A 12,259-nucleotide genomic window follows, 5' to 3' on the forward strand; every position below is an offset into this window, starting at 1 on the left:
CTAGAAATAAATTTGGGAGAAAGAATCCATGACCTTGCTTCAATCCAAACGCGTGCTGTTGGCCCTGGGCCTGGGCGTGTTGGCCGCGTGTTCCGACTCGGGAGGCGACAAGCCCCAGGCCGCCGGCGAGGGGGCGTCCACTTCCGCTACCAGTACGCTGGAAGCCGCCAAGGCGGCGGGCAAAATCCGCATCGGCTACGCCAACGAGGCGCCGTTCGCGTACATGGACAGCAAGGAAGCCAAGGTCACGGGCGAATCCGTGGAAATTGCCCGAGTAGTGCTCAAGCGCATGGGCATCAACGAAGTGGAAGGGGTGCTGACGGAATTCGGCTCGCTGATTCCGGGCTTGGCCGCCAAGCGCTTCGACATCATCGCCGCCGGCATGTATGTCACGCCCGAACGCTGCAAGCAGGTGGCGTTCTCGGACCCGACCTATGGCGTGGGCCAGGCATTCCTGGTGAAGCAGGGCAACCCCAAGAACCTGCACAGCTATGAAGACGTGGCAAAGAACCCCGACGCCAAGCTGGGCGTGGTGGTGGGCGCCATCGAGGGCGAGTACGCCGAAAAAGTGAAAATCCCGTCGGACCAGGTCGTGGTATTCCCGGACGCTGTCAGCGCCTTGTCGGGCGTGCAGGCGGGCCGTGCCGACGCCTACGCCGCCACGGGCTTGACGGTCAACGACCTGATGGGCAAGACGCAGGCGGGCAGCGATCTTGAAAAGGCGGACCCGTTTACCGACCCCGTGATTGATGGCAAGGATGTGCGCGGTTACGGCGCCTATGCCTTCCGCACGGAAGACAAGGACTTCGCCGACGCGTTCAACGCCGAACTGACCAAGTTCGTCGGTACGGACGAGCACAAGAAGCTGGTGGCGCCCTTTGGCTTCACGGACGACGAACTGCCCCAGGGCATGACAGCCGCCAAGCTCTGCGCCGCCCAGTAAGGAGCGCCGATGCAACTTATCTCGGAACATATCGCGGCGCTCGTGCCGCCCCTGCTTGAGGGCTTGGGCGTCACTCTCCAGATCATGGCGGGAGCCGTCGTTCTGGCGGTGCCGCTGGCGCTGGCCTCGGGTATCGGCCGCCTGTCGCCTTTGCGGCCAGTGCGTTGGCTGTCATCGGTCTACGTCGAAGTCTTCCGGGGTACGTCGGCCCTGGTGCAACTGTTTTGGTTCTACTTCGTGCTGCCGTTGTTCGGCGTCCAGTTGCCGGCGATGCTGGTGGGTATCGTGGTGCTGGCCCTGAATGCCGGCGCTTACGGCGCCGAAGTGGTGCGCGGCGCGATCCGGGCCGTGCCGCCCGGCCAGCGCGAGGCGGGTATCGCCCTGAACCTGACGCGCACGCAGATCATGCGGCGAATCGTGGTGCCCCAAGCGATACCGGCCATGCTGCCGCCCGCCGGCAACCTGCTGATCGAACTCATGAAGAACACGGCGCTGGTGTCGCTGATCACCATCACCGACCTGACGTTCCGCGGCCAACTGCTGCGCAGCGAAACCTTGCGCACCACCGAGATTTTCACTTTGATGCTGTTGATGTACTTCGCGGTGGCCTTGGTCATTACTGCCTGCGTACGCCTGCTTGAGCGGAGGGTCCGCGTCCGATGACACCGATATTCGATTGGTCTTTCGCGCTGGAAATCTTGCCCACGCTGGGCTCGGCGCTGGTCATCACGATTCAGGCGACGGTGCTGGGCATGCTGGTGGCTATTACGCTGGGCCTGGTCCTGGCCATGCTGCGGCGCTCGCGCTTGCATATTGTGTCGCTGCCCACGGCATTCGTGATCGAGTTCATCCGCAGCACGCCGCTGCTGGTGCAGATGTACTTCCTGTTCTACGTGCTGCCGCTGACGGGCGTACAGATGTCGCCATTGGCGACCGGCATCGTTGCGCTGGGCGTGCATTACGCCACGTACTGCGCCGAGGTCTATCGCGCTGGCATTGAAGCGGTGCCGCGCGGGCAGTGGGAAGCCGCCACGGCGTTGAACCTGTCGCGCTGGCGCACGGCGGTGGGTGTGGTGCTGCCGCAGGCGATTCCGCCAGTGGTGCCCGCGCTGGGCAACTATCTGGTGGCGATGTTCAAGGACACGCCGCTGCTGTCGGCCATTACGGTGGTTGAACTGCTGCAGCAAAGCAAGATGATCGGATCCGCAACGTTCCGGTACACCGAACCCCTGACGCTCGTGGGCGTGCTGTTCCTGGCCTTGAGCCTGGTCGCGGCGTGGGGTGTGCGCGGCCTGGAGGCCCGCCTGCAACGATATGGAGGAAAGCGATGAGCGCCAGCTTGACCATCAAGAATCTGCACAAGCGTTACGGAGAGCTGGAGGTGCTGCGCGGCATCAACCTGGAAATTCCGGCGGGCCAGACGGTGGCCGTGATCGGCCCGTCCGGTTCGGGCAAGTCCACCTTGCTGCGTGTGCTGATGACGCTGGACCAGCCCACCAGCGGTGATATCGAAATCGATGGTCAACCGATGTGGACGGACGAGCAGGGCCGCCCGGTGGGCGTCAATTCCGAATACCTGCGCCGGGTGCGCGGCAAGATTGGCATGGTGTTCCAGCATTTCAACCTGTTCCCGCACATGACCGCGCTGGGCAATGCCATGGAAGCGCCTATACACGTGCTGGGCATGTCCAAGGACCAGGCGCGCGAGCGCGCCGTGGAATACCTGGACATGGTGGGGCTGGGCGACAAGCTGGATGTTTACCCTGCGCAGTTGTCCGGCGGCCAGAAGCAACGAGTGGGCATTGCGCGCGCGCTGGCCATGTGCCCGGAAATCATGTTGTTCGACGAAGTGACGTCGGCGCTTGACCCGGAGTTGGTCGGCGGCATTCTGGAAATCTTGCGCAAGCTGTCGGCCCGCCGCAGCATGACGATGATCATCGTGACCCACCAGATGAAATTCGCCGAACGCAGCTCTGACCGCACGCTGTTCTTCGATCAGGGCAATATCGTCGAAGACGCAGAATCTTCCGTGCTGTTCAGCCAGCCGAAAGAAGCGCGCACGCGGCAGTTTCTGGATTCGGTGATTGAAGGCCAATAACCGGGGCGTTTAACCCTGACGGGGGCGATGGGATTGCGCTTGGCGTCAAGCGCGGGCGCTATGCTTTCGCATCCCATGCCCGGAGGCGCCCATGAGTCACCTGTTCAGTCCCACGTCGGTCGGCAACGTCCCGCTGGCCAACCGCATCGTCATCGCACCCATGTGCGAATACTCGGCCGAAAACGGCTGTGCCACCGATTGGCACATGATCCATCTGGGCCATCTGGCTTTGTCCGGCGCGGCGCTGCTCTTTACCGAAGCGACCTCGGTGGAGCCCGATGGCCGGATTTCGCCGGGAGACCTGGGGCTGTGGTCCGACGAAACCGAAGCGGCGTTGGGCCGCGTGGTGGCCGCGGTGCGGCGCTATTCGCCCATCAAGCTGGGCATCCAGTTGGGCCATGCGGGCCGCAAGGCGTCCAGCGACGCGCCCTGGAACGGTGGCCAACTGGTGCCGCCGTCCGAGGGCGGCTGGCAAGGCTGGGCGCCGTCGCCCATTGCGCACAAAGCATCCGAACCGCCGCCGCTGGCGCTGGATGAAGCCGGCCTGGCGCGCGTGCGCGATGCCTTCGTGGACAGCGCGCGCCGCGCCATCCGCTTGGGCTTTGACGCCATCGAGCTGCATGCCGCGCACGGCTACCTGCTGCATCAGTTCTTGTCGCCCGTGGCGAACCAGCGCACGGATGCCTATGGCGGCTCGCTTGAGAACCGCATGCGCTTTCCGCTTGAAGTGTTCCAGGCGCTGCGTGAAGCCACGCCGGCTTCGGTTGCGCTGGGTGTGCGCGTGTCGGCCACGGATTGGGTGGAGGGCGGCTGGGATCTTGAGCAGACGCTGGTCTTCGCGCAGCAGTTGAAGGATCGCGGCTGCGAGTTCATTGACGTGTCCAGCGGCGGCGTTTCATCGCAGCAGAAAATTCCGGTGGGGCCGAACTACCAGGTGCCGTTCGCGGCCGAAATCAAGCGCCAGGTGGGCATGCCGACCATCACGGTGGGCCTGATCACCGAAGCGCAGCAGGCCGAGGACATCCTGGCCGAAGGCCAGGCGGATATGGTCGCGCTGGCGCGCGGCATGCTGTACGACCCGCGCTGGCCCTGGCACGCGGCGGCGCAATTGGGCGGGCAAGTAGCTGCGCCCCACCAATACTGGCGCTCGCAACCGCGCGAACTGAAGGAACTGTTTGGCGAGACGCGCTTCGGTCAGCGTTGAATCTGAACAGCAGGGCCTGCAATGAAAATCGCCGCTTGAAGCGGCGATTTTTTTAGACGGACGGGTTTGCCGCAGCCTTACAGGCGGGCGTAGGCCTGTTCCAGTTCGCGCGCCATCGCGTCGGCGAAATCCGCGCTGGTGGGGTCCAGTTGTGTCAGCAGGCGAGCCAGCACGACGTTGTCTTCTTCGCCGTTCCAGATCTTGATGTAGGTGCCTTCCTTGTAGCCGTGCTGCTGGCGGAAGATGTTCAGCACGTTCTTCGACACGTATTGCGTGTAGGCGTCGTTCCAGCTCATTTCGCACGCCGTCATGGTCTGTTCCAGCACCTTGTAGCTGGCGCGGCCGCAGACGGCCAGGCCGCCGATCAGTTCCAGCAGCTCGGGCACGGGCAGGGCGCCCAGCGAATAGGTCTTGCCGTCCAGTGTGACCGAGGCGGGGGTGGCCAGGTCGGCCATCAGCGCGCGCGCGGCATCGGCTTGTTGGCCGCCGGCTTGGACGATGGTGTGCGACAGGTAGAAGTGCAGGATGTCCACCAGTTCCATCTGCACCTGGGGCAGGTCGATGGTTTGCTTCTTCCACCATTTCCAGCCGTAGTGCTCAAGCGCTTCGGCGGACTCCACAAAAGCGGCGCGCAGGAAACGCGATCCGCCGTTGACCCAGTCGGGATTGATCATGCTGTTCAAGTGGTCTTGCAGCTTCAGCATCGTGGCCGCTTGGGCCTGGTTCAATCCGACAACGTTATTCACTTTTACTCCGTAATTCTTGAGGGTCTTTGCGACGGCGGCGGAAATGTTAGCACCAATGCCGAGAGGCCCAGCGGCGTCAGTTGTCTTTGCGGTAGGACGACGTTTTCAGTGGCGGCAGTTTGCCCAGCGGCGTGCCGCGCGCCTTGCGCGCGTTGCCGGCGGCCTTCAGCAGCATGACCGCAAAGAACCCCAGGAATACCGCGGGCATCAACTCGTCCAGTTCAAAATGGGGAGTGCGCAGCACGCGGAATGCAATATTGGCGGCCGCCCAGCCCGCCAGCACGCCGCCCACGGTCAGGATGACGCCGAATTTGCGCTGGCGCGCGCGCTGGGCCATTGAGATTTCGGCCGCGTCGGAGGGGGCAGTGGAGCCGGGGGAGTCGGTGCTGCGCGAGGGCGGAGCCGTGTTGCCCCAAGGAGCGGTGGACAAGGAGTCACCCGACGCGGGGGCGGGTACGGGCACCGGCACGGCGACGCTGGCCTGGCGCGACGCACGGCCCTTTTCGGGCACCTTGCCGGGCGTGACACCGCCCGCGCGCGACAGGTTTTCGATGTAGCGCGCGAAATCGCCGTCTTTTGGCTCCAGGTCAATCGCCATGCCATTCTCCGATCAGTTGCCGCGGCTTTGCCCCGCCCGTTGCCGAGCAGGTTGACGGCGCTTGCGCACCATGGCCAGCAGAAGCCCGCATCCTAGCAGCACTGAGAGGCCCGCGCCGATCATCATGGCGATTTGCTGCGCGTTTTCCGCCGTTCCCAGGCTGCGCGCCGTGATGTAGCCCGGCGCCAACATCAAGGGCATCCACAGCAGCGCCGACATGACATTGGCCAGTTGGAAGCGGTGGTGCGCCATGCCCATTACGCCGGCGACGGTGGGAATGGTTGAGCGGATCGGCCCCAGGAAGCGGCCGATCAGCACCGAGGCAAATCCATAGCGGTAAAAGAACAGCCGCGCGCGCGCCACGCCGGTGCGTTGTTGCTTGAGCGGCCAGCGGCGCAACACGCCGGGGCCGGCCCAGCGGCCCAGCCAGTACGACAGCGCGTCGCCCACAATGGCGCCGGCAATACCCCAGGCGACCACGCCCCAGGGGTCCAGCGTGCCCGCGCCGATCAAGCCGCCCGTCAGCAGCATCAGCGCCGTCGCGGGAATGAACAGGCCCAACAGCACCATCGATTCCCCCATGGTAAGCAGGAACGTGATGGGGCCTGCCCACACCTGGTTGGCCTCGATGAAGAGGCCGATCTTATCGATATATTGATCCATGAAGGCGAAGTCTGAAAATTAGCTGAAAGCAATCGGGTATCTTAACGCCTGGCTTGATGGCCAAATGTTATCTAGGCTGTCTGATTGATGCGGTTGATGGAAGGTTCGACTGGGAAACTATGGATTCGGTAACACAAGCCGTGCTGGGCGCGGGCATACAAGGCGCCTTGCTGGGACGCTTCCAAGGGCGTCGGGCGCTGATTTACGGCGCGGTGCTGGGGACGCTGCCCGATCTGGACGTATTGGTGCGGTACCCCGACCCCGTGTCCCTCATGACCTACCACCGGGGGTTCTCCCATTCGGTGTTCGTGCTGACCGGCCTGGCCATGCTGCTTGCCTGGCTGATACGCAAATACTGGCCACAGGCACCGTATAGCGGGCGACGGCTGTTCCTGACGATATGGCTGGTGCTGGTGACGCACCCGATACTGGATTCGTTCACGGTCTATGGCACGCAGCTTTTTTGGCCGATGACCACCATACCCGAAAGCTGGTCGGCCATTTTCATTATTGATCCCGTCTACACGGTGCCGATGTTGCTGGCCGTGTTCTACGCGATTGCCGTCGGGATGACGCAACGTGCACGCCGCTTCCTGGCCGGTGTGCTGGTATTCAGCACCGCGTATCTGGGCTTCGGCCTGGCCAGCCGCATGGCGGCGGAAGACCGGGTGCGCGAGGCGATGCGCGATCAGGGCATCGCGGTAACCGAGCTGCGGGCCGTGTCGATGCCGTTCAATACCCTGGTCTGGCGCGTCATTGCCAAGACGCCGGATGGCAGCTACTACGAAGCCGTCAGCAGCCTGTTCGACCGGGACCCGCCGGAATGGCTGCGCCAGCCGCTGCACCTGGATCTGGCGCAAGCGTTGGATGACGTGCCCCTGCACCAGCGCCTGCAATGGTTCACGGATGATTGGCTGCGCTATGACGCCATCGGCGACGCCTTGGTCGTGAGCGATTTGCGCATGGGCATGGCGGGGCATTACACCTTCCGCTTCAAGATGGCCGAGCGCACGCCAGAGGGCGGTTGGAAGCCGGTCACGCCGTCCAGTTGGCCCAGCGAGCGGGGCGGTTGGGAGGAATTGAAGCGGGTGCTTGCCCGCATCCTGCATGCGCAGCCGCCGTTGCCGCTGGCGCAATGGTCGGAATTGTCGACGAAGTAGCGGGGAATGTGCGCGGTCAGGAACAGGCGCTAATCGCCATGTTCCCGACCATCTGCACGATGTTCTGGATGTCCTTGGGTGACAAGGTTTGGACACCCAGCCGGCGCAGCAGCGCCTCGCGCGCTACCGCGAAGGCAAGCGCCTGGCCCAGGATGGCGTGTGCGCGCAGAATGGTGTCGCAATCTCCATGCGTTTGCCCACGGATGTCCGCCACCAGGTTTGCAATGTTCTCGTGCAGCGGCTGGAACAACTGCCCATACAACGCGTCGAATTGCTCGGTGGGTTGTAGCTGTTCGCGCGCCAGCAGCAGGCTGCTGGCGGCCGACGCTTCTGAATCCAACAGTGCCGATACAAAATCCTGCATCAGCAACTGAAGCGCCGCACGGGCGGAATCTGGCGACGTCGCCGCCGGGCGCGGCAGGCCCAGGCGCTCGGCGATGTGGGCGGCCACCTGCTCAAGCACTGCTGCATACACCCCGTCCTTTCCCCCGAAATGATAGGGAATAGCGGATTGGTTCACGCCTGCCGCGTCGACCAGTTGCCGGGTCCGCACGCCGTCCAGCCCATGGCGGCTGAACAGCGCCAGGCCTGCCCGGATCAGCCGGTCGCGCGTTTCGCGGGAGCGTGCGTTGAGAGTGTCTTGATCGTGCATCGATGTCTTGGAGTTGGCTGCCCGCGTGTGACTAGTCGTCTGCGTGCATCAGCCACGTTGAGTTCTGGTTCAGTTCCACTCCGGCCGTGAGGCCGACGAGAACGGTGCCGCCGATATTAGCCAGATGGCGATCAAAGGCGCAATTCGGTTCGAAGGCAAAGCACATGCCCTCTTGCAGTGGCACGTCGCGCCCCACGGTGGGCAGGCGCCGCAGGTCTGCATAGCGGGCCGCTTCGGGCAGGGATTCTATGCCAGGGGCGGTGCCAAAGCCTACCGGCCCATAGGGATTGATGCTGTGAATCAAGGGATGCACATGCCAGCCGCCGGCCTCAAGCAGCGGTGCTTCCATGGCGTCGACCACATCGCCGAAGGTATTGCCCACCTTTAACGCTGTGACCCCGGCTTCGTAACTGGCGCGGGCAACCTCGGCTGCGCGCAGGATGTCCGGGTGCACCGTGCCGATCGCCACCGCCGCCTGGTGCTGGGTTTCCATCATGCCGTACAGCGCAAAGATCTCTGACAGCACCACGTCCCCCTGTTGCAAGATCCGGGGCGCTTGCGCACGGTACTGCCAGGCGGCGGGCCCCCATCCCACGTATTCGGGCCCGGAACCCAGCAGGATTTCGGCGGTATAGCCGCCCATGGAAAAGCACGTGGCAGTGACCGCCGCGACCAGGTCTGCCTCGGACACGCCCGGCTTGGCCGTGACGCGCAGGGTTTCGCTCATGGCTTCGCCAATGCTGGCGGCGTGCCGGATCATGGCCTGTTCTTCTTGGCTCTTCACCGCTGCGCGCTGAAAGAACGGGCGGAACACGGGCACGAATACCGCATCCGGCAACGCAGCTTCCAGGCCTTGCAGCGTGCGCGCGGGCATGGCGCCGTCGAAATAGAAGGGAGGGTAAGGCTCCAGGCCGATCACGCCGATGCGGGCGCCGTTCAATTGCCGGCTGGCCAGCCAGGCGCCGACGTCGCGGCCCGTCTTGCCGACAAACAACTGTTCCGGAGCGATCCATTGCAGGTCTCCGCGCAGCGCGGCTTGCAGGTGGTCGGCCACCATCAGCGAGGCAAAGGTATAGACACGCGGCGCTTCGTCGCCGACGAACACCACGATTGATCCCGGGCGGTCGTTGGTGAAGTAACAGTCATGGGCAAAACCTGCCGGGGCGGCGGCTTCGCGATCGCCGTACACAATCAGGGCGTCCAGGTGTTCGGCCGCCATCAGGTCGCGGGCAAGTTGCCAGCGCCTGTCGCGCTCGGTCAGGGAAAGGGGGGCGGGGGACATGGGTGTGTTGCTCCATAGAGGGTGTTAGCAAGCGGTGACTATAAATCATTCATATGAATGAATCAATCAAATGAATTAATTAATGAATAAATAAAAAGGGATAAGAGCGAGGCAGCCCTTGGGCACACATCCATGTCCCGACAATCCTCATATTGACCACTTCCTGCCGCATGTTTTATTCTTGTCCTATATTAAGGAACTTAAGTTCCATTTTATGGAACACCATGAGCATTCTAGATGGAGTACAACGCGTGCTGTCGCTGTATGCGGAAGGCGCGACGGAGCTGAGCTTTACCGACGTCGCCGCACGGCTGACCATGCCCAAGAGCACGGCCTCTCGCTTGCTGAACCAGATGCAGCATTACGGCATGCTGGATCAGGACGCCGCCACGCGTCGCTATCGTGCGGGGGCCTTGCTAGCGCAGGCCGTGCGCGCCGGCATGGCCGCAACGCCGCTGGACGAAGCCTGCCGCGCGGTGCTGACCCGCCTGTCCGACGACAGCGGTTTGACCGCGTATTTGTCCACCTTGAACCAACGTGAAACCGTGGTGCTGCAACGTCTGAATGGCTCGCATCCGGTGCAGGTGTTGTCACCGCCTGGCTCGCGCCGCAATGCGTCCGGCACGGCGATGGGCCGGGCGCTGTTGTCGCGCTTGAGCGATGCTGAATTTCAAGCGCTGTACGGTGCCGACCCAGCGCAGCCCCTGCCGATGGAAGGCCGTGATTGCCCAGCCACCGTCGGCGACCTGGCCCGCCTGGTCGAGCAGACCCGCGCTGACCATTGCGGCGTGGCGATTGACCAGGCCATGCCCGGCATTGGCGCCGTGGCGGCTGCGGTACGTGACCCGGCCACTGGCGAATTGCGCGGCCTGTGTCTGTCGTTTGTGTCGTTCCAGGCCGATGCGGCGCGCGTGGCGCGCTTGCGAGATTCAGTGCTGCAACAGGTGGCGGCGTTGGGCCGCGAACTGCACGACCCTTATTGGCTGGCGTGAACCCTTGGGCTTAAACCCCCTGCTGGCTTGAGACCTTTCTCTTGTCGACGCGCCCACGCGGGCGCTCACCTCGAACATCCCCTGACGGAACCTATCCCATGAACCTTTTGCTACTCAGCAATTCCAGCAGCGACGCCGGCTACCTGGTACACGCCTTGTCGGACATCCGCGAACTGATCGAATCCTTGCCGCAAGGCGCGCCGACCGTGTTCGTGCCGTTCGCCGGCGTCACGCGGGATTGGGACGACTACACCGCGCTGGTGGCCTCGGCCCTGGCGGACACGGGCCTGGCTATCGAAGGCCTGCATCGTGCAGCGGACCCCGCAGCCGCGCTGGAAAATGCCGCCGTCATCATCGTGGGCGGTGGCAACACGTTCAACCTGTTGGGGCAATTGCGTCGCCAAGGCTTGCTGGACGTGGTCAAGCGTCGCGTGCGCGCAGGCGCGGCGTATCTGGGCTGGAGTGCTGGGTCCAACCTGACGTGCCCCACCATCTGCACCACCAATGACATGCCCATTACCGACCCGGGCGGCTTCGATGCCCTGGACTTGATTACGTTCCAGATCAACCCGCACTACACCAACGCGCATCCGCCCGGACACCGTGGCGAAACGCGCGCCCAACGCCTGGCGGAGTTCTGCGTGTTGAACCCCGCGATGCCGGTGCTGGGGCTGCCCGAAGGATCGGGCCTGCGTGTGCGCGGTCAGCAGGTCGAACTAATCGGCCCACACGACGCTCCGTTATTCCTGGGCAGCGAAGAGCCGCGCGTGTTTCGCCCGGGTCCGCTGGAGATTCCGGCATGAAGCAGGTGATCGACACCATCGAGCTGCTGTCGTCGGCGCGCATCAGCGGCGAAGCGGTGGCCAAGGTGTTGCGCGACGCCGGCGATTGCGAAGTGGAAGTCACCCACCTGGAACGCGACGGCGCTGCTACCGATTTTCTGTCCATCGTCATTCCCGGCCTGGATCCCTTCGCGCCGCAACTGGGCATCGTCGGCCGTCTGGGCGGCATCGGTGCACGGCCCGCCGTGACGGGCCTGGTGTCCGATAGCGATGGAGCGGTCGTGGCGATTGCCGCCGCGCTGAAGCTGATGGCCATGGCGCGACAGGGCGACGTGATGCCGGGCACCGTGCGCATCCGCACGCACATCTGCCCGCGTGCCGGCACGCGCCCGCATCATCCCGTGCCGATGATGCGTTCGCCTTTTGCCATGCGCGAAATGATGTCGCACGAGGTGGACCCGCGCATGGACGCGATCCTGTCCGTGGACACCACGCGCGGCAACCGCCTGGTGAACAAGCGCGGCGTGGCGCTGACGCCGGTGGCCAAGCAAGGCTATCTGCTGCGCGTTCCGGAGATGATGCTGGATGTGATGGGTTGGGTCAGCGGCGAGCTTCCCGTGACCCTGCCGCTGACCACGCAAGACATCACGCCTTACGAAAACGGCCTGTGGCACGTGAATTCGCTGATGCAGCCGGCCACGGTCACCGATGCGCCCGTCGTGGGCGTGGCGCTGACCGCGCAAACCACCGTGCCCGGTTGCGCTACTGGCGTGACCAACGCTGTGGATGCCGACGTCGCGATGCGCTTCTGCATAGAAATCGCCAAGCTGTACGGCCAAGGCGCGATGACGTTCTACGATGAAGCGGAGTGGGCTGCGTTGCAAGCGCGATACGGCTCCATGGCGCACCTACAGACCATGGGCCGCGGTCAGTAGGATGGGTGAAGCGCGAGAAACCCAAGGCAAGAAGAACAACGGCGAACGCGCGCAACCCATCAAGCACCGCCAGCACCAAAGCAACTTCAGCCACAACGGACGCACCGCTTGATGGGTTACGCGCGTTTGTATGGACCGGGGACATGGGTGACACATGTTCGGGGACATGGGTAACACATAGGTTTTTATCCTATTGGCGTGCTC

The 12,259-nt window shown here is 63.8% G+C and carries 14 protein-coding genes; 9 read left to right on the forward strand and 5 right to left on the reverse strand.

Annotation, left to right across the window (positions count from 1 at the left end; genetic code table 11):
• Positions 1-28: 28 nt before the first annotated feature.
• The 5 genes from ehuB to WBR68_RS21875 all read left to right on the forward strand — a co-directional run bounded on the left by ehuB (position 29) and on the right by WBR68_RS21875 (position 4,245).
• Positions 29-943 (forward strand): ectoine/hydroxyectoine ABC transporter substrate-binding protein EhuB, encoded by a 915-nt coding sequence (ehuB, locus tag WBR68_RS21855; protein ID WP_050445226.1) that lies wholly within the window; start codon positions 29-31, stop codon positions 941-943.
• 9 nt (positions 944-952) lie between these two features.
• Complete coding sequence (ehuC, locus tag WBR68_RS21860) at positions 953-1,606, forward strand: ectoine/hydroxyectoine ABC transporter permease subunit EhuC (protein WP_230695242.1); 654 nt, start codon at positions 953-955, stop codon at positions 1,604-1,606.
• The gene (gene ehuD, locus WBR68_RS21865) at positions 1,603-2,274 is read left to right on the forward strand and encodes an ectoine/hydroxyectoine ABC transporter permease subunit EhuD (protein ID WP_050445228.1); all 672 of its coding nucleotides are present in this window, start codon (positions 1,603-1,605) and stop codon (positions 2,272-2,274) included. Before ehuC ends, ehuD begins: the two co-directional genes overlap by 4 nt.
• Positions 2,271-3,041: an ectoine/hydroxyectoine ABC transporter ATP-binding protein EhuA gene (ehuA, locus tag WBR68_RS21870; RefSeq protein WP_050445229.1), complete on the forward strand. Its 771-nt coding sequence runs from the start codon at positions 2,271-2,273 to the stop codon at positions 3,039-3,041. The genes ehuD and ehuA overlap by 4 nt, the downstream gene beginning before the upstream one ends.
• 91 nt (positions 3,042-3,132) lie before the next feature.
• On the forward strand, positions 3,133-4,245 hold the full coding sequence (locus tag WBR68_RS21875; protein ID WP_050445231.1) for an NADH:flavin oxidoreductase/NADH oxidase: 1,113 nt from the start codon (positions 3,133-3,135) through the stop codon (positions 4,243-4,245).
• Between the two features lie 77 nt (positions 4,246-4,322).
• On the opposite strand, the gene WBR68_RS21880 is transcribed toward WBR68_RS21875, so the two are convergent.
• The 3 genes from WBR68_RS21880 to WBR68_RS21890 all read right to left on the reverse strand — a co-directional run bounded on the left by WBR68_RS21880 (position 4,323) and on the right by WBR68_RS21890 (position 6,252).
• On the reverse strand, positions 4,323-4,973 hold the full coding sequence (locus WBR68_RS21880; RefSeq protein ID WP_050445233.1) for a dUTPase: 651 nt from the start codon (positions 4,971-4,973) through the stop codon (positions 4,323-4,325).
• A gap of 94 nt (positions 4,974-5,067) precedes the next feature.
• Complete coding sequence (locus tag WBR68_RS21885; RefSeq protein ID WP_230695243.1) at positions 5,068-5,589, reverse strand: hypothetical protein; 522 nt, start codon at positions 5,587-5,589, stop codon at positions 5,068-5,070.
• A gap of 12 nt (positions 5,590-5,601) precedes the next feature.
• The gene (locus WBR68_RS21890; protein ID WP_050445236.1) at positions 5,602-6,252 is read right to left on the reverse strand and encodes a DedA family protein; all 651 of its coding nucleotides are present in this window, start codon (positions 6,250-6,252) and stop codon (positions 5,602-5,604) included.
• Between the two features lie 119 nt (positions 6,253-6,371).
• Here WBR68_RS21890 and WBR68_RS21895 point away from each other — a divergent pair, with 119 nt between their 5' ends.
• Positions 6,372-7,412, forward strand: a complete 1,041-nt coding sequence (locus WBR68_RS21895) for a metal-dependent hydrolase (protein ID WP_230695244.1) — start codon at positions 6,372-6,374, stop codon at positions 7,410-7,412.
• 16 nt (positions 7,413-7,428) lie between these two features.
• Here WBR68_RS21895 and WBR68_RS21900 read toward each other — a convergent pair whose 3' ends face one another.
• On the reverse strand, positions 7,429-8,064 hold the full coding sequence (locus tag WBR68_RS21900) for a CerR family C-terminal domain-containing protein (protein ID WP_230695245.1): 636 nt from the start codon (positions 8,062-8,064) through the stop codon (positions 7,429-7,431).
• Between the two features lie 31 nt (positions 8,065-8,095).
• The gene (locus WBR68_RS21905) at positions 8,096-9,346 is read right to left on the reverse strand and encodes a M24 family metallopeptidase (RefSeq protein ID WP_127184996.1); all 1,251 of its coding nucleotides are present in this window, start codon (positions 9,344-9,346) and stop codon (positions 8,096-8,098) included.
• A gap of 224 nt (positions 9,347-9,570) precedes the next feature.
• On the opposite strand from WBR68_RS21905, the gene WBR68_RS21910 reads away from it, so the two are divergent.
• The 3 genes from WBR68_RS21910 to WBR68_RS21920 all read left to right on the forward strand — a co-directional run bounded on the left by WBR68_RS21910 (position 9,571) and on the right by WBR68_RS21920 (position 12,055).
• Positions 9,571-10,338 carry an IclR family transcriptional regulator gene (locus WBR68_RS21910; RefSeq protein WP_050445241.1) on the forward strand — a complete coding sequence of 256 codons (768 nt, stop codon included), beginning with the start codon at positions 9,571-9,573 and terminating at the stop codon, positions 10,336-10,338.
• A 98-nt stretch (positions 10,339-10,436) separates the two neighbouring features.
• Positions 10,437-11,141, forward strand: a complete 705-nt coding sequence (pepE, locus tag WBR68_RS21915) for a dipeptidase PepE (RefSeq protein WP_050445243.1) — start codon at positions 10,437-10,439, stop codon at positions 11,139-11,141.
• Positions 11,138-12,055, forward strand: a complete 918-nt coding sequence (locus tag WBR68_RS21920; RefSeq protein WP_230695246.1) for a DUF1177 domain-containing protein — start codon at positions 11,138-11,140, stop codon at positions 12,053-12,055. Before pepE ends, WBR68_RS21920 begins: the two co-directional genes overlap by 4 nt.
• The last annotated feature ends 204 nt before the right edge of the window (positions 12,056-12,259 follow it).

The organism is Achromobacter sp. JD-1, from assembly GCF_038594925.1.
Taxonomy (GTDB): domain Bacteria; phylum Pseudomonadota; class Gammaproteobacteria; order Burkholderiales; family Burkholderiaceae_B; genus Achromobacter; species Achromobacter spanius_C.